Origin of the sequence: Streptomyces montanisoli, assembly GCF_017813245.1 — a bacterium.
Classification (GTDB): Bacteria; Actinomycetota; Actinomycetes; order Streptomycetales; family Streptomycetaceae; genus Streptomyces; species Streptomyces montanisoli.
This window is the reverse complement of record NZ_JAGIQL010000008.1, coordinates 18,955-34,209: the sequence shown is the minus strand read 5'-3', so window position 1 is coordinate 34,209 and position 15,255 is coordinate 18,955. Positions and strand designations below refer to the sequence as shown.

17 protein-coding genes and 1 riboswitch are annotated in these 15,255 nt (G+C 73.0%); of the genes, 13 read left to right on the top strand and 4 right to left on the bottom strand.

The window, feature by feature from the left end:
- Window positions 1-9: 9 nt before the first annotated feature.
- Window positions 10-85, bottom strand: a riboswitch (cobalamin riboswitch).
- Window positions 86-170: 85 nt separating this feature from the next.
- The 4 genes from cobG to JFN87_RS03900 all read left to right on the top strand — a co-directional run bounded on the left by cobG (window position 171) and on the right by JFN87_RS03900 (window position 4,419).
- Window positions 171-1,421, top strand: a complete 1,251-nt coding sequence (gene cobG / locus JFN87_RS03915) for a precorrin-3B synthase (protein ID WP_245178698.1) — start codon at window positions 171-173, stop codon at window positions 1,419-1,421.
- Window positions 1,418-2,062, top strand: a complete 645-nt coding sequence (locus JFN87_RS03910) for a precorrin-8X methylmutase (protein ID WP_209338430.1) — start codon at window positions 1,418-1,420, stop codon at window positions 2,060-2,062. Before cobG ends, JFN87_RS03910 begins: the two co-directional genes overlap by 4 nt.
- 44 nt (window positions 2,063-2,106) lie before the next feature.
- Window positions 2,107-3,630 (top strand): precorrin-2 C(20)-methyltransferase, encoded by a 1,524-nt coding sequence (locus JFN87_RS03905; RefSeq protein ID WP_209338475.1) that lies wholly within the window; start codon window positions 2,107-2,109, stop codon window positions 3,628-3,630.
- A 210-nt stretch (window positions 3,631-3,840) separates the two neighbouring features.
- On the top strand, window positions 3,841-4,419 hold the full coding sequence (locus JFN87_RS03900) for a ferritin-like domain-containing protein (RefSeq protein ID WP_209338429.1): 579 nt from the start codon (window positions 3,841-3,843) through the stop codon (window positions 4,417-4,419).
- On the opposite strand, the gene JFN87_RS03895 is transcribed toward JFN87_RS03900, so the two are convergent.
- Entirely contained in the window at window positions 4,397-5,233 is an 837-nt protein-coding gene (locus JFN87_RS03895; protein WP_209338428.1) for a cobalt-precorrin-6A reductase, read from the bottom strand. The two genes, JFN87_RS03900 and JFN87_RS03895, sit on opposite strands and share 23 nt — an antisense overlap.
- Before the next feature lie 11 nt (window positions 5,234-5,244).
- Here JFN87_RS03895 and JFN87_RS03890 point away from each other — a divergent pair, with 11 nt between their 5' ends.
- The 3 genes from JFN87_RS03890 (at window position 5,245) to JFN87_RS03880 (ending at window position 7,023) form a co-directional block, all read left to right on the top strand.
- Window positions 5,245-6,408, top strand: coding sequence for a cobalt-precorrin-5B (C(1))-methyltransferase (locus JFN87_RS03890; RefSeq protein WP_209338427.1), 1,164 nt, complete (start codon window positions 5,245-5,247; stop codon window positions 6,406-6,408).
- Window positions 6,409-6,648: 240 nt separating this feature from the next.
- Window positions 6,649-6,846, top strand: coding sequence for a hypothetical protein (locus JFN87_RS03885; protein ID WP_209338426.1), 198 nt, complete (start codon window positions 6,649-6,651; stop codon window positions 6,844-6,846).
- Between the two features lie 36 nt (window positions 6,847-6,882).
- Window positions 6,883-7,023 (top strand): hypothetical protein, encoded by a 141-nt coding sequence (locus JFN87_RS03880; protein WP_209338425.1) that lies wholly within the window; start codon window positions 6,883-6,885, stop codon window positions 7,021-7,023.
- Window positions 7,024-7,054: 31 nt separating this feature from the next.
- Here the strand turns inward: JFN87_RS03880 and JFN87_RS03875 are convergent, their stop codons facing one another.
- On the bottom strand, window positions 7,055-7,300 hold the full coding sequence (locus tag JFN87_RS03875) for a DUF397 domain-containing protein (RefSeq protein WP_209338424.1): 246 nt from the start codon (window positions 7,298-7,300) through the stop codon (window positions 7,055-7,057).
- The gene (locus tag JFN87_RS03870; protein WP_209338423.1) at window positions 7,269-8,126 is read right to left on the bottom strand and encodes a helix-turn-helix domain-containing protein; all 858 of its coding nucleotides are present in this window, start codon (window positions 8,124-8,126) and stop codon (window positions 7,269-7,271) included. The genes JFN87_RS03875 and JFN87_RS03870 overlap by 32 nt, the downstream gene beginning before the upstream one ends.
- Window positions 8,127-8,293: 167 nt before the next feature.
- Here JFN87_RS03870 and JFN87_RS03865 point away from each other — a divergent pair, with 167 nt between their 5' ends.
- From JFN87_RS03865 to JFN87_RS03855, 3 genes are all read left to right on the top strand, one after another.
- A complete protein-coding gene (locus tag JFN87_RS03865; protein WP_209338422.1) occupies window positions 8,294-8,605 on the top strand; it encodes a hypothetical protein in 312 nt (103 codons plus the stop codon).
- A 63-nt stretch (window positions 8,606-8,668) separates the two neighbouring features.
- Entirely contained in the window at window positions 8,669-9,265 is a 597-nt protein-coding gene (locus JFN87_RS03860; RefSeq protein WP_245178697.1) for a TetR/AcrR family transcriptional regulator, read from the top strand.
- Window positions 9,266-9,330: 65 nt separating this feature from the next.
- The gene (locus JFN87_RS03855) at window positions 9,331-10,188 is read left to right on the top strand and encodes an NmrA family NAD(P)-binding protein (RefSeq protein WP_209338421.1); all 858 of its coding nucleotides are present in this window, start codon (window positions 9,331-9,333) and stop codon (window positions 10,186-10,188) included.
- 2 nt (window positions 10,189-10,190) lie between these two features.
- Here the strand turns inward: JFN87_RS03855 and JFN87_RS03850 are convergent, their stop codons facing one another.
- Window positions 10,191-10,733: a hypothetical protein gene (locus JFN87_RS03850; RefSeq protein ID WP_209338420.1), complete on the bottom strand. Its 543-nt coding sequence runs from the start codon at window positions 10,731-10,733 to the stop codon at window positions 10,191-10,193.
- Window positions 10,734-10,860: 127 nt separating this feature from the next.
- On the opposite strand from JFN87_RS03850, the gene JFN87_RS34260 reads away from it, so the two are divergent.
- The 3 genes from JFN87_RS34260 to JFN87_RS03835 all read left to right on the top strand — a co-directional run bounded on the left by JFN87_RS34260 (window position 10,861) and on the right by JFN87_RS03835 (window position 15,193).
- The gene (locus JFN87_RS34260; RefSeq protein WP_307865288.1) at window positions 10,861-12,081 is read left to right on the top strand and encodes a helix-turn-helix domain-containing protein; all 1,221 of its coding nucleotides are present in this window, start codon (window positions 10,861-10,863) and stop codon (window positions 12,079-12,081) included.
- Between the two features lie 211 nt (window positions 12,082-12,292).
- Window positions 12,293-13,261 carry a hypothetical protein gene (locus JFN87_RS03840; protein WP_209338419.1) on the top strand — a complete coding sequence of 323 codons (969 nt, stop codon included), beginning with the start codon at window positions 12,293-12,295 and terminating at the stop codon, window positions 13,259-13,261.
- A 30-nt stretch (window positions 13,262-13,291) separates the two neighbouring features.
- Complete coding sequence (locus tag JFN87_RS03835; protein WP_209338418.1) at window positions 13,292-15,193, top strand: M16 family metallopeptidase; 1,902 nt, start codon at window positions 13,292-13,294, stop codon at window positions 15,191-15,193.
- Window positions 15,194-15,255 lie beyond the last annotated feature (62 nt).

Genomic DNA, 15,255 nt, shown 5'->3' with positions numbered 1-15,255 from the left:
GGACGGCGGGAGTTCCTGGCTCGCCCGGCAGGTGCTGCCGGGTTCACAGTGGCGGGACCGCGCCGGATTCGCACCGGGCTTCCTCCCAGACGCCGTCGCTGGTTGTGTCGATAGTAGGCGCTCCCGGTCTGCCCGGGGAGGAGTCCCGGTACGTGGGTATGCTCGCCGCCATGCCACCCACCACCCCGCCGACCGGCGCGAACCCGCACGGCCAGGCCGTGCGCGAGCGCGGCGACGCCTGCCCGGGTGCGCTGCGGCTGCATGCGGCGGACGACGGCCGACTGGCCCGGCTGCGCCTGCCCGGTGGGTTGCTGACGGCTCGTCAGCCGTTCGCGCTGGCCGACGCGGCCGAGCGGCTCGGGGACGGCCGGCTCGACCTCACCTCGCGTGGAAACGTTCAGCTGAGGGGCCTTTCCGACGCCTGCGCGGGACCGCTCGCCGAGACGCTGCGCGCCGCCGGGCTGCTCCCGTCCGAGCGGCACGAACGCGCGCGGAACATCGTCGCGTCGCCGCTCGCGGGAGAGGACCAACGCCCCTTCGCCGACGTTCGGTTGTGGGTGCGCGCACTCGACGCCCTGGTGTGCGGGAGCGACACGGCGGCGGGCCTTTCCGGCCGTTTCCTGTTCGCGCTCGACGACGGCCGGGGGGATGTGGCCGCGCTCGGCGCGGATGTGACGTTGCTCGCAGAACCGGCCGGCGGGACGGCGGTCCTCAGGGCCGGCGACGACCGCCTGCGGGTACGGGACGCCGACGCGCCGCGCGCCGCGCTGGCCGCCGCCGAGGCGTTCCTCGGGGCGGCGGCCGCGTCCGGCGCCTGGCGCGTACGGGAACTGCCCGAAGGGCACGATCTGTCCGCACGTCTCGCGGCCGCGCTCGCGTCGGCGGGCATCACGGCGCGGCCCGCGCGGCCTGAGCGCCCCGCTCGGGAGGGCGGGCCTGAGCCGCAGGGCGGGCCGCCCGCGCTGGGTGTCATCACGCCACCAGGACAGGTACGCGCGGCCGTCTCCGTCCAGCCGCGGCTCGGCAGGGCGACCGCCGCGCAGTGGCGGCTGCTCGCGTCGGCGGGCGGCGGCCTGCGGGTCACGCCGTGGCGCGGGATCGTCGTCCCGGGCCTGACGCACGGCGCGGCCGAGGAGTTGCTCGCGCGTGCGGCGGCGGCCGGACTCGTGACGAGCGCGGACTCCCCCTGGTACGGCGTCGGCGCCTGCACGGGCCGCCCCGGCTGCGCGAAGGCGCTCGCGGACGTACGCGCCGACGCCGCGGCTTCCCTCGGCGCGCACGCGCCCGGCCTGCCCGTCTACTTCTCGGGCTGCGCGCGCCGCTGCGGGCACCCGCAGGGCCGCTACGTCGACAAGGTGGCGACGGCCGAGGGTACGTACACGACGACAACGGGGACAGGGACAGGGACGGGTACAGGATGACGACGCCCACCGGATTCGACTACGAGAAGGACGGCTCCGAGATCTACCGCCGCTCCTTCGCGACCATCCGCGCCGAGGCGGACCTGTCGGGCCTGCCCGGCGACGTGGCGCAGGTCGTCGTCCGCATGATCCACGCCTGCGGGATGGTCGACCTCGTCGAGGACATCGGCCACACCGCCGGCGTCGTCTCGCGCGCACGCGAGGCGCTGCGCGCGGGCGCGCCGATCCTGTGCGACGCGAAGATGGTCGCCAGCGGGGTGACCCGCAGGCGGCTGCCCGCGGACAACGAGGTGGTGTGCACGCTCGGCGACCCGTCCGTGCCCGCGCTCGCCGCCGAACTCGGCACGACGCGCAGCGCCGCCGCGCTCGAACTGTGGCGGGAGCGCATGGGCGGCGCGGTCGTCGCCGTCGGCAACGCGCCGACCGCGCTGTTCCGGCTGCTGGAGATGGTGGAGCAGGGCGCGCCGCGCCCGGCCGCCGTCATCGGCGTGCCGGTGGGCTTCATCGGCGCCGCCGAGTCCAAGGACGCGCTGGCCGCGCACCCGTCGGGCCTCGAACACCTCGTCGTACGGGGCAGGCGCGGCGGCAGCGCGATGGCCGCGGCGGCACTGAACGCGATCGCGAGCGAGGACGAACGTTGAGCACACACCGTGAACTCCCGCACCCCGAAACCCCGCGTCCCGAAATCCCGCAAAGCGCCGGTACAGGACGCCTCTACGGCGTCGGACTCGGCCCCGGCGACCCGGAGTTGATGACCGTGCGCGCGGTGCGCGCGATCGCGGAGGCCGATGTCGTCGCGTACCACAGCGCCCGCCACGGCAGGTCGATCGCCCGCGCCATCGCCGCCGGTCACCTGCGCGCCGACCACATCGAGGAGCCGCTCGTCTACCCGGTGACGACCGGGACGACCGACCACCCCGGCGGCTACCAGGGTGCCATCGACGCGTTCTACGAGGAGGCGGCCGCGCGCCTCGCCGCCCACCTCGACGCGGGCCGCACGGTCGCGGTGATCTCCGAGGGCGACCCGCTCTTCTACGGCTCGTACATGCACATGCACAAGCGCCTCGCGCACCGCTACCCGACGGAGGTCATCCCGGGCGTGACCTCCGTCTCCGCGGCCGCGGCGCGCCTCGGTGCGCCGCTCGTGGAGGGCGAGGAGGTGCTGACGGTCCTCCCCGGCACGCTGCCGGAGGAGGAGCTGGCCGCTCGGCTCGCCTCGTCGGACTCGGCGGTCGTCATGAAGCTGGGCCGTACGTTCCCCGCGGTGCGGCGCGCGGTGGAGCGGGCGGGGCGGCTGGACGACGCGCGGTACGTGGAGCGCGCCACGATGGACGGCGAGCGGACGGGACCGCTCGCGGAGACCGACCCGGAGTCGGTGCCGTACTTCGCGGTGACGGTGCTGCCGAGCCGCGCCGACGCGCGGCCGCGGCGGTCGGCGGAGGCGCGCCCTTCGGCCCCCGCGCGCGGCGAGGTCGTCGTCGTCGGCACGGGACCGGCGGGTCCGCTGTGGCTGACGCCCGAGGCGCGCGGCGAACTGGCCGCCGCGGAGCACCTGGTGGGCTACACGACGTACCTCGACAGGGTGCCCGTACGGCCGGGGCAGCGGCGCCACCCGTCGGACAACAAGGTGGAGTCGGAGCGCGCCGAGTTCGCGCTCGACCTGGCGCGGCGCGGCCACCGGGTCGCCGTCGTCTCGTCCGGGGACCCGGGCGTCTTCGCGATGGCGACGGCGGTGCTGGAGGTCGCGTCGTCCGACCCGTACAGGGACGTGCCGGTGCGGATCGTGCCGGGCGTGACGGCGGCCAACGCGGCCGCGTCCCGCGCGGGCGCGCCGCTCGGCCACGACTACGCGGTGATCTCGCTCTCCGACCGGCTCAAGCCGTGGGAGGTGGTCGCGGCGAGGCTGCACGCGGCGGCCTCGGCGGACCTGGCGATGGCGCTGTACAACCCGGGCTCGAAGTCGCGCACCTGGCAGGTCGGCAAGGCGCGTGAGCTGCTGCTCGAACACCGCACGCCCGACACGCCGGTCGTCCTGGCGCGTGACGTGGGCGGCCCGCAGGAGAGCGTCCGCATCGTACGGCTCGGGGACCTGGACCCGGCGCAGGTGGACATGCGCACGATCCTGCTCGTGGGCTCGTCCCAGACGGTCGCGACGCGACGCGCGGGCGGCGAGATCGCCTTCACGCCACGGCGCTACCCGGAGGCCTGAGGCTGGGCACCGCCCGGCCCGGCACGGCAGCCGTGCCGGGCCGGGCGCCGCGCCCTCTCCGGGCTGCCCGACCTCCTCGGACCGCGCATCCGCGCCGTCCGACATGCCACGAACAGGTCATTCTCCGGTCCAAGCGTGAGCTCGCACGGCGGCGGCGGGAAGGGCTTCCTGCTGCCGACCGCATCCGCGAGCAGAGGGGATTGAACCGACATGAGCGACTCGAGCGGCTCGAACGACTCAAAGGACTCCAAGCACTCAAAGGACTCCTTCGTACTGGACGTCACCAGGATCCGCGAAGAGGCCCGTAAGAAGATGGACGCGGGCCCGATCACCAACACCTACGGCCTCGACACCGACCGGGTCATCGCCGTACTCAACGACGTGGTCGCCACCGAGGTGGTGTGCTGGCTTCGCTACACCCGCCACGCGATCTCGGCCGTCGGCATCGACCGCGCCCAGGTGTCGGCGGAGTTCACGGAGCACGCGGCCGAGGAGATGCAGCACGCCGTCCGTGCCGCGGAACGCCTCTCCCAGCTCGGCGCCGATCCCGACTTCGACCCCGCCACGCTGGTGGAACGCTCCCACACCGACTACACCACTCCTCCGCACGGCGACCTCAAGGCGATGCTGAAGGACAACCTCCTGGCGGAGCGGATCGTCATCTCCACCTACCAGGAGATCGTCCGCTGGCTGGGGGACCACGACCCCACCACGCGCCGGCTGATGGAGTCGATCCTGGAGGAAGAGGAGGAGCACGCCGACGACCTCACCGACCTGCTCGGCGTCTGATCGCCTCTCGGCATCCGACCGCCTCTCGGCGTCCGATCGCTTCCAGCCAGGCCAGCACCTCGGCGACGGTGTCCGCCGTCCGCACGCCCCCGGGCGCGGGCGGGCGGCACACCACGACCACCGGCAGCCCCGCCTCGCGGGCCGCGGCGAGCTTGGGCGCGGTGGCGGACCCGCCGCTGTCCTTCGTGACGACGACGTCGATCGCGTACCGGCGCAGCAGCGCGCGCTCGCCGTCCAGCGTGAAGGGGCCGCGGTCGAGGAGCGTGTCCAGGTGGCGGGGGTGTGGCGGCTCGGGCGCGTCCACCGACCGTACGAGGAAGCGCAGGCCGTCCAGGTGGGCGAAGGCGCCGAGGCCCATGCGGCCCGTGGTGAGGAAGACGCGGCGCCACGGCCCGGCGGCGAGCGCGTCGGCGGCGCCGTCCAGGGACGCGACGCGGCGCCAGTCGTCGCCGGGGACGGGGACCCAGCCGGGGCGCAGCAGCCGGAGCAGGGGAACATGGCTGGTGGCGGCGGCACGCGCCGCGTTGGCAGAGATGGTCCCGGCGAAGGGGTGGGTGGCGTCGATGAGTGCGTCCACGCGGTGCTCGCGCAGCCAGGCGGCGAGGCCTTCGGCCCCGCCGAAGCCGCCGATCCTGACCTCACCGGGCGGCAGCACGGGGCGGGCGACGCGGCCGGCGAGGGAGCTGGTCACGCGCACGCCTGGCGCGCCCGTCCCGGCGGACGCCCCGGCTCCCGTCAGCGCCTCGGCTCCCGTCAGCGCCTCGGCGAGGCGGCGGCCCTCGGTGGTGCCGCCGAGGATCAGCACGTGCCGCATCGGACGCCTCCATGGCTAGGCCCGCCGGGAGTGGCGGCCGGGAGGCCCAACTCAAACACACCGGCCTGCGGCCCGGCTGGACGACCGGGGCCTGCGCGACCGCGGCCGCGACCGCCGCGTACACCGCGCTGCTGTCCGGCGAGTTTCCTGACCCGGTGACGATCACGCTGCCGCGCGGCGAGCGTCCGTCGTTCGCACTGGCGATCGAGGACCAAACCCATACCCATACCCATACCCATGCCCACGCCCAGGGCAGTGCCACGGCGGGCGTGATCAAGGACGCGGGCGACGACCCGGACGTCACGCACGGCGCGCTGATACGCGCGACGGTGCGGCGGCTCGCGCCGGGCGCGGGCGTGGTCTTCCGCGCGGGCCCCGGCGTCGGCACGGTCACCCGCCCGGGGCTGCCGCTCGACGTGGGCGAGCCGGCGATCAACCCGGTGCCGCGGCGCATGATGACCGAGCACATGGCGCAGGTCGCCGCGGTCCACGGCGACGGCGCGGCGGCCGACGTCGAGATCACCGTCTCGGTGGACGACGGCGAGGAGATCGCCCGCTCGACGTGGAACCCGCGCCTCGGCATCCTCGGCGGCCTGTCGATCCTCGGCACGACGGGCATCGTGGTGCCGTACTCGTGCTCGGCGTGGATCGACTCGATCCGCCGCGGCGTGGACGTGGCACGCGCGGCGGGCCGCACGCACCTGGCGGGCTGCACGGGCTCGACGTCGGAACGGACCGTCACCGAGGTCTACGGCCTGCCGCAGGACGCCCTGCTCGACATGGGCGACTTCGCGGGCGCGGTCCTCAAGTACGTACGCCGCCACCCGGTCGACCGCCTCACGCTCTGCGGCGGCTTCGCCAAGCTCTCGAAGCTGGCCGCGGGCCACCTGGACCTGCACTCGGCGCGCTCGCAGGTCAACAAGGACCTCCTGGGCGAACTCGCGCGCGGCGCCGGCGGCAGCGCGGACCTGGCGGCGAGCGTGGCCGCGGCGAACACCGGCCTGGAGGCGCTGCGCATGTCCGAGGCGGCGCATGTCCCCCTGGGCGACGCGGTAGCGGCACGCGCCCGCGACGAGGCCCTGTCGGTCCTGCGCGGCGCGTCGGCGCCGATCGCGGTGGACGTCATCTGCATCGACCGCGCGGGCACGATCGTGGGCCGCGCGGCCCCGCGCTGACGGCGGCGCGCGGGGCCTACGTCGAGCGTGCGCTGAGGGCTCAGCAACTCCGCGACGCGGCCCCCGCCGTTCGAGCCTGGCGGGCGCAAGCCGCGAATGACGTCGAAGCGAACGCCGATCTCTTCGGCGAGGAGGTCGCGTGACACAGGTCACCTGCAGCCAGGGGTGGCGTGCCCGAAGGCAGAGCCGCGGATGCGCGCCCGCGTTGGTACCAGTCCAGGCACCAAGGGGAGGGCGGTCGTGCCCGTACTCAACGTAGTGTTCACCGAAGAGGAGATGGCCTCGCTCCGCGACCAGGCGGAGAAGGAGGACATCAGCCTGAAGAGACTGGCTCATGATGCCGTCCTGGCCGAGGTGCGGCGCCGAAAGATCACCGCGCTGGCCGTCCGCACGGCCCGTGCATCGGCCGTCCTGAACAAGCGCCTCGAAAACGAGTAGGCGGGGAACGCCACGGCAGCCATCGCCCTCCTCGGCGTGAACGGCTACGACCTGACGGAACCGCTCGACGTGGACGCGGCAGAGAAGCTGGTCCTGGCGACCGCGCAATCGCAGATCGAGCACGAGACGGTGGCAGCGTTGCTGGAAGGGTTCGTGAAGCGCGGCACGCTCCTGTGACGAGATCGCCGGAGGTCGGGGCCACCCGCCATTACCCGAGGCGGCCGCTTCCGCGACTGGAGAAGCGCCCCAGCGCGGTCGCCGTCACGAACACGTCCCAACTCCCGGCCGGGAAAACCAGAACGCCCGCCGAGCGCGACTTGCTGTCACGGACCGGCACCGCGCCGCTCGCGGCAGCGAGCAGCGGCGCCCACTCCAGGCAGTTGCCGCCATTGCCGTTGCTGTAGCTGGACTTCACCCATGTCTCACGCCGGACGTCCGAGGCAGTGGTGTTCATCTGACAGAGCCTCCCGGGCCGAACGGATCATCGCCGCCGAGTCGCGCGGCGGCAGGGCGTGTCCCCTGATGCGATCGTAAGCCCGGCGCCTGGCTGTGGCCTCCTCCAAGTCCTCGATCAACGTGCCCGTTCCGATGCTCTCCTCGTACGCGACCGTCGTGCGGTCGTCCAGGGTCAGCAGGGTCAGGGAGCCACCCAGCAAGGCGTGCGCCCCGTGGCTGAACGGCAGCACCTGCACACTGGTTGTGGGCGTGTCCGCCAACTCGATCAGGCGGGCGAACTGTTCGCCCATGACCCCGGCGCCGCCGACAGGCCGCCGCAGCACCGCCTCGTCGAGGATCATCACCAGTTCCGGCGCCGGGTTCGCCGTCAGGAGCTTCTGCCGGCTCAACCGGGCGCTCACCAGCGACTCGACATGCTCCTCCGGCGCCCGGGGATCGCTGGCGCGGAAGATCTCGCGTGCGTAGTCCTCCGTCTGCGCGAGGCCCGGAACGGTATGGCCGGAATACTCCTCGATCACCTGCGCCCGCGCCTCCAGCTCCATTCGCCTGCGGTACTGATCGGGATGGATCTCCCGGCGCGCCAGCGCGTACAGCTCCTGGAAGATGCCGTCCGTCCCGAACGCCGCGTCCAGCGCGGGCGGGAGGTCGGCCGGTGGCATGTACTCGGCGCATTCGACGCGGGACAGGTGGCTCCGGCTCATGTGGACGACGGCCGCGAGACTGTCGAGCGTCATGCCGTTCCTGTCCCGGAACACGCGCATCTTCGCGCCGAACAGGTGGCGCGCCGAAAGGTCGGGCGTGAGTTGGCGCGGCGGGCGGGCCATGTGCGTACTCCCGTGGGCTCGTTGCAACAGCGGCTCACGAGACGCGGGCGCCCGCGATTTCTCACGTTCGGACCCACGACCGCGAACCCTTCCGAGGCTAGGGCAGGAGGCAGCAGATTGTGAGGTGTTCGACACACTCCGCAATCACGAGAGGTAGCGCCGCCGAAATGAGCCGAAGCCCGAGCCGACGCATGCTGTCCACCCTGACCGAAGCCTTCGGCGCCGATGGGGCGTTGATCGTCCCCAAGGACGGGTCCGCCTCGGACGGCGGCGAACTCCCGCCCGGATCCGCCTTGGAGTGGCCCCCGTGCCGGTGCGGGGGCCCGACGTGTCCGGACCGGGACAGCGACGACGGCGACGCGCCCGCGCCCGGCGCGGAGTCGGCGCAGGACCCGCGCCAGCAGCTGCGCGCCCGCCTCGACGAGGTCAACAAGCGCAGTCGCGCGGGCAGGGACGGGCTCGGTGTCGATCGGGGTTGACCTCCGGCACGCTCCGGCCTATTTTCATTACGTACCCGTTCCGTTTCGTAAATGGAGATGAGCATGATGCCCGGCAGCCGCGGCGCGGAGCCTGCCCGGGGCAGACCTCGCGACTCCGGCCGGGATCTGGCGATCCTCGACGCGACGCTGAGGCTGCTGGTCGAGGTCGGATACGACCAGTTGTCCATCGAATCGGTCGCGGCCGAAGCAGGGGTGGGCAAGCCCACGGTCTACCGGCGCCACGCCGGCAAGGCCGCGCTGGTGGCCGCGGCGGTCGAGCACCGCGCGGCGAGCGTTCCGCCCGCGATCCCGGCCGGTGATCTCCGGCAGGCCCTGCTGGGGACCGTGGCATGGCTGACCGAACAGATCGCCGAGCAGGAGATCGGGCTGCTCGGCGCCCTCTTCGCCGGCATGCGCAGCGATCCGGACCTGGCGGCGGAGATGCGGCGGATCCTGCGCCGCGACGAAGCGGCGATGACCGAGCAGCCGTTCGGCGGCATCCAGGACGAGCACCTCGTTCCCGGAGCCGCCGGACTGTTCGCCGAGATCGTCCCGGCGCTCATCGTCCACCGGCTCGTATTCGTCGGGGAGCCCTGCGACCAGGGCTTCGTCGAGCACATCGTGGACGACATCGTGCTGCCGCTGATCCAGCGCCGATGAACGGCGGAGCGTCCCCCTCGCCCCTACCGGCGCCCCTCGACACAACACAACGGAGGCGACACAGCGTGATCGTCATCACCGGCGCGACCGGCGCCCTGGGCGGCGCCGTCGTCGGGCACCTGCTCGAACGCATCCCCGCGGCCCGCATCGGCGTCAGCGTCCGCGACGTCACCAAAGCACAGCATCTCGCCGATCGCGGCGTGCGCGTACGGCGCGGCTCCTACGACGACCCGGCAGCGCTGCGTTACGCGTTCGAGGGCGCCGAACAGGTCCTGCTGGTCTCCCAGAACGACCCCGCCGCCGACGGAATCGGCCTGCACCGCAACGCGATCGAGGCCGCGGCCGCCGCGGGCGCGCAGCGCGTCCTGTACACCAGTCACCAGAATGTGCGCCCCGGCAGCCCGTTCGCCCCGGCGCACGAGCACGCCGCCACCGAAGCGCTGCTCGCGGCGTCGGGGATCGCCTGGACGTCGCTTCGCAACGGCTTCTACGCGCACAGCCTCGACTGGCTGCTCGGCCCCTGGCAGGCGACCGGCGCGATAGCCGCACCGGCCGACGGCCCCGTCTCCTGGACGGACCGCGCCGACGCCGCCGAAGCCACAGCGGTCATCCTCGCCGGTCAACGCCCCTTCGACGGCCCCGTCACGCTCACCGCGCGCCGTGCCGTCACCTTCGGCGACATCGCCACGACCGCGGCCGAACTCACCGGCCGTGACATCAACCGAGTCGTCCTGGACGACGAGCAGTGGCTCACCGGCCGGATCGCCTCCGGCACACCAGAGCCGATGGCGCGCATGCTGCTGCCGTTCTTCGACGCCGCGCGCAGCGGCCACTTCGCGGAAACCGGCCCGCTGCTGGCCGAACTCCTGGGCCGCGAACCGCACACGGTCGCCGACCTCCTCGCCGAGCGGATCAACGCCTGAGTTCAGGGCGCGGTCTCCATCACCTCGCGAGCGCGCCGGGCGAACCTCTCGCGGCTCGCCTCCACCGCGTCCACCGCGCGTTCGAGGCCGGCCGGGTAGCCGTCGTCCGGCAACTGCCCCTGGAGCACGCGCTCGAGGTACGTCCGCAGGGACCGCACGTCCGACCACACGTTCACGGCCTCCTCGGCCACGCCCTCCGGGCCCATGAGGTCGAGCCGTGCCTGCGCCTTGTACAGGGTGTGCACCGCCTTGCCGAGTTCCTCGACGGCCTCCCGCAGCACGTCCGTCGGGGGCGGGGCGTCGCGGACGGCGGCCGGCACGCCGTCCTGGTGGGCTATGCGGTGCAGCACGGCGTCGACCGGCTCCGCGGCCTCCGTGAAGGCGAGGTACACCTCGCGGCGCTCGCCCCGCAACTCCCTGCCGTGTTCGGCCGCCCCCTGGTCGCGGGCCAGACGCCGATCCGCTGTCGTCTTCAGCCACGAGGTGCTCAACGTGCCGACGACGCCGACTCCGGCCCCCACGATGGCCGCCCATCCCTGGTCCATGCACCCATCCTGCTGCCTCGCGCCGCCGCGCGAAACCGGCTTCCTGGATGTTCTGGTCTCTCCAACTGCCGTACCACACCTCTAGACTTGGCGGAGCCGCGTACACGTCATTGGAGGGGAGACGGGCATGCCGGGTGATGCGGAGCGCGGTCCGGCGGCGCGGTTCGCCTCCGAGTTACGAGCCCTCCGCCACTCCGCGGGCGGCCCGACCTACCGCCAGATGGCCGCGCGTACGGGGCAGTCCTCCAGCGCCCTGTCCGCTGCCGCGCAGGGCGCACAACTTCCGCCCCTTGACGTCGCTCTGGCCTACGCCGAAGCCTGCGACGGGGATCGTGCGGAATGGGAACGGCGGTGGCGAGCCGCGCGGGACGAGCTCGACGAGGCAACGACAACGGCACCACCACCGTCAACCGCTCGGCGGAGGTGGGTCATTGCCGTCGTCGGTGCTACCGCGCTCGCCCTGGCCGCCGCCGGCGTCGTACTCGCGAACCTGCCGCAGGACAAGCAGCCGTCATCGGGCCACGCCGAGGCCTCCCGCCTGTTCGCCGAGGGCGACGTCTTCAACCAGCCGCACCCGCATCCCCATCTGGCGTCCGGCTCCGCCGAACTGGTCGACGACCTGCTCGCCCCTGGCAAGGTGCAGTTGTACACCGGCACGGCCGGATTTCCGGTGTACCGGGCCACGTCCAGCACCCCGACCTACGCGGTCACCCCACGCGAGCACATCGGCAGTTGGGGGCCCGACCCGTTCGCCGGCGTCCGCTTCCCCTGGGACGCGTCGTGGAAGGCGCCGAAGAGGGAATGGACAGTGGTGATCGCGCCGGACGGGCAGGCGGTGGAGTGCTGGCGGATCAAGGTGCAGGCAGGCAGGCCGAGCTGCGAGTGGGGCGCCGTGACCGACACCCGCCGCGCGTCGATCGTCAAGAAGGGCAAGGCCACCGGCGGTGGTTTCTCCCGTCTCGCAGGAGTGATCACTCGCGCGGACTGGAAGGCCGGGCGCATCGATCACGCCCTGAGCTTCGGCGCCCCCGACAACGACGGCCGGCACGTGTTCCCGGCGGTGGCGAGCGACGGCCGGGAGAAGGGCCGCTGGCACGAGGGGCAGTTCATCTGGCTCGACCCCGCCTACGACATCGACTCCGACCCCACGCTCAAGCCGTACGAGCGGATGGTCGCGAAGGCACTGCAGACGTACGGCGCCTTCGACGTCAAGAACGCCGACAGGTTCAGCTTCGCGTCCGAGTACGGGTCGAAGCCGCCGGACGGCGACGCCGGCACCTACGCCTCCCTCAGTGACATCGAGTTCGCGAAATACCTGCGGGTCGGGACCGTCCCGCCCGCGCCGTAAGGGCTCGGCCCCGCAGAGAGCGATCCACTCTCAGCGGCTCCCAGCCGTCGGATGCCCGGGTGGCGCAGGCCCCGTTCCGTATCTCTCTCCCCTTCCGTCACCGCCTGCTGCTAACCTGCGGCTTCACACTCCGGTCATCGTCTGCACACCTCAGGGTCACCAACACCGAGGCGTGCTGGACGCCCATGTCCATCCATCCCGAGGACTCGCCATGCCTCCCGTTGATCCGCCGTCTCCCGTCCCACCGCCCGCCGGGCCGCAGTCGGACCCTTACGTCACGACGCCCGCGCTCGTCCCGCTGCGGTCCGCCGCGCAGGCCGGGGACTGGGCCGCGACCAGGCGGTTCCTGACCGGCCTCGGTGACGACGACCAGGCGTACGCCGTGCGGATGCTGACGGAGATCGACGACACCGAGGCGTACCTGGAGCGTGCCGCGGCCGAGAATCCGGACGATCCGCTGGCCAGGACCCTGGTCGCCGCGCGCTACGTCGTCGTCGGCTGGAACATCCGCACCCACAGCAGGCCCCAGTACGTGTCGCGGGACCAGTTCACGCGGTTCCACGAATGGCTTCGGCGCGCCGAGGAGTTGCTGATCGGCATCTGCGCGGACCATCCCTCGTACGCCCTCGCCTGGAACGCACGCCTGGCGACCGCGCGCGGCCTCGAACTCGGCCAGAGCGAGGCGCGTCGCCGCTACGACCGGCTGGCGGCGCACCATCCGTACTACTTCGCTTCTCAGCGCCATCTGCTGCAGAAACTGTGCCCGAAGTGGGGCGGTACGTACGAGTCGCTGCACGAGTTCGCCCGCACCTGCGCGGACGCCGCGCCGCCGGGGAGCCTGGCGGGGGCGCTGGTCGCCGACGCGCACATGGAGCACTGGCTCGAACTGGACGAGCCGGCGGACGGCGAGTACATCGCCTCCCCCGAGGTGCGCGACGAACTGACCGAGGCTGCCGCCCGATCAGTGCTGCACCCGGACCACCGACCGGGCTTCTGGGACGTGACCTGCCACTCCCTGTTCGCGATGGCGCTGTCGACGGGCGGCCATCACGCCGAGGCCGCCCCGCACTTCAAGGCGCTCGGCGAACGGTTCGACAGACAGCCTTGGGGCTTCCTGCGCGGCGACCCGGAGAGCCAGTTCGTCAACCACCGTACGACCGCGCTGACACTGACAAGCTGACAAGCCGAGAAGCCGAGAAGGGGCTGACCGATGCCGGAGAACACCACCACAGTCGCCGGTGCGGCGCAGACGGGTACGGGCGACGCCGCGCCGCCGTCGGCGGTGGGCCACGTGCGGGAGACGGAGGTGTGCGGCATACGCGCCTTCCTGGCCGCGCCGGCCGCCACGGACGCGACCGCCACGGACGCGGCCGCCACCGACGCGGCCGCTCCGTCCGAGGGCCGCGAGGTCTCCGCCGGGCTCGCCTTCCGCGTCGGCACGGTGGACGAGACGTACGCGACGCACGGCATCTCCCACCTGGTGGAACACCTGGCGCTGCACCGCCAGGGCATGACCGAAGCGCACTACAACGGCGCCACGACCAGCACGGCCACGGTCTTCCACGTCTCGGGGACCGAGGAGGAAGTGGTCGCGTACCTCAACGGCGTGTGCGCGTCCCTGCGGGACCTGCCGCTTGACAGGCTGGAGACCGAGCGCGAGATCCTGCGCACGGAGGCGTCCGGCCGCAGCGACGGCCCCAACCACGCGCTGCCGCTGTGGCGTTACGGGGCCCAGGGCTACGGGCTCGCGAGCTACACGGAGTTGGGCAGCTGGCACCTGGACGCGGATGCCGTACGTGACTGGGCCCGTACGCGGTTCACCCGCGGCAACGCCGTGCTGTGGTTCACCTCGGACACCGTGCCCGGCACCCTGGACCTCGCCCTGCCCGACGGCGAGTTCCTGCCCACTCCGGCAGCCACTTCGGCGCTGCCCGTCACACCAGCCTGCGTCCACGGTGGCGATGGCGTGGTCGTGGCGGACGGCGTGGTGCGCAGGTCCGTGGCGGCCACCGTCTTCGCCGACGTCCTCGGCCGTGCCCTCTACACGGACCTCCGCCGGACGGGCGGCTACTCCTACACCGCGACCGCCGCCTACGCGCCGCGCGACGCGGAGTACGCGACCATCACGGCGTACGCCGACGCCCTGCCGAAGAAGCAGGACGCGGTGGTCGGCGGCTTCGTGGACGCCCTCGCACGGCTACGCGCGGGCCACGTCGAGCAGTCGGAACTCGACTCGGTGCGCGCAAAGCGTTTGAAGGCGGCCGAGAGCCAGACGCGCGAACCGGACGCGCTCGTCGTGTCGCGCGCCATGAACGCGCTCACGGGGCACGAGTCCCTCCCTCCCGCCCAGTGGAGGACGGAACTCGAGGCCCTCACCGTCGAGGACGTGCGCGACGTGGCACGCGCCTGGTACGCCACGTCGCTGCTCCAGGCGCCGGGGCGCGGCGCCGACTGGGCGGGGTTCACCGAGGCGCCCCAGTTCTCGGCCCCCGAGTCCGCCGTCACCGGGACGCGTCACCGTTCCATCGAGGACGCCGAGTGGACGCTGGTCATCGGGGATGACGGGGTCGGCTGCAACGGCCCCGGGGACCGGGTGACGACCGTTCGCTACGCGGACTGCGCTGCCGTCGTGGCCTACCCGGACGGCGGCCGCCTCCTGACCGGCCTCGACGGGTTCCGTGTCGCCGTCGAACCGACGATGTTCGCGAACGTCACGCAGAGTCGCATCGCCCTCATCGACCGGTCGGTGCCGCCCGCGGCGGTGGTACGGATGCCGAAGCGCGACCCGGAGCGCATCCCCAAGCCGGACGTTCCGGCCGCGGCGTCGACCGCCGCCACACCGGCAGGCGCCGCCACCGCCGCGGGCGCCCGGCCCGCGCGGCGGTCACGACGGCGGCTGGCCGCACTTGTGGTGACGCGCATCCTGGCACTATTCCTCGCCGTGTTCGCCGGACTCTTGACCCTGGCGGAGCTGACCACCCCCGACAAGGACTACGTCGCCCTCGTGATCGCGTGGGTGCTTGCGATCGGCGCCGTACTGCTGGCGCGGAGGCTCATGCGGCCGAGCCGGCGAGCGGGCGGGCGCACGCGGGGACGAGCGGCCAAGTCCTGACGTCCGGGGACGGCGCGACACGCGTGCGCGACACGCGTGCGCAGCGTGCGTACTCAACGCGC

What these genes read in the sequence shown, in the direction of transcription:
- cobG (WP_245178698.1), top strand. Translation starts at nt 171, where the DNA reads ATGCCACCCACCACCCCGCCGACCGGCGCGAACCCGCACGGCCAGGCC.
- JFN87_RS03910 (WP_209338430.1), top strand. Translation starts at nt 1,418, where the DNA reads ATGACGACGCCCACCGGATTCGACTACGAGAAGGACGGCTCCGAGATC.
- JFN87_RS03900 (WP_209338429.1), top strand. Translation starts at nt 3,841, where the DNA reads ATGAGCGACTCGAGCGGCTCGAACGACTCAAAGGACTCCAAGCACTCA.
- JFN87_RS03895 (WP_209338428.1), bottom strand. Translation starts at nt 5,233, where the DNA reads ATGCGGCACGTGCTGATCCTCGGCGGCACCACCGAGGGCCGCCGCCTC.
- JFN87_RS03890 (WP_209338427.1), top strand. Translation starts at nt 5,245, where the DNA reads ATGGCTAGGCCCGCCGGGAGTGGCGGCCGGGAGGCCCAACTCAAACAC.
- JFN87_RS03875 (WP_209338424.1), bottom strand. Translation starts at nt 7,300, where the DNA reads ATGAACACCACTGCCTCGGACGTCCGGCGTGAGACATGGGTGAAGTCC.
- JFN87_RS03870 (WP_209338423.1), bottom strand. Translation starts at nt 8,126, where the DNA reads ATGGCCCGCCCGCCGCGCCAACTCACGCCCGACCTTTCGGCGCGCCAC.
- JFN87_RS03865 (WP_209338422.1), top strand. Translation starts at nt 8,294, where the DNA reads ATGAGCCGAAGCCCGAGCCGACGCATGCTGTCCACCCTGACCGAAGCC.
- JFN87_RS03860 (WP_245178697.1), top strand. Translation starts at nt 8,669, where the DNA reads ATGATGCCCGGCAGCCGCGGCGCGGAGCCTGCCCGGGGCAGACCTCGC.
- JFN87_RS03850 (WP_209338420.1), bottom strand. Translation starts at nt 10,733, where the DNA reads ATGGACCAGGGATGGGCGGCCATCGTGGGGGCCGGAGTCGGCGTCGTC.
- JFN87_RS34260 (WP_307865288.1), top strand. Translation starts at nt 10,861, where the DNA reads ATGCCGGGTGATGCGGAGCGCGGTCCGGCGGCGCGGTTCGCCTCCGAG.
- JFN87_RS03840 (WP_209338419.1), top strand. Translation starts at nt 12,293, where the DNA reads ATGCCTCCCGTTGATCCGCCGTCTCCCGTCCCACCGCCCGCCGGGCCG.
- JFN87_RS03835 (WP_209338418.1), top strand. Translation starts at nt 13,292, where the DNA reads ATGCCGGAGAACACCACCACAGTCGCCGGTGCGGCGCAGACGGGTACG.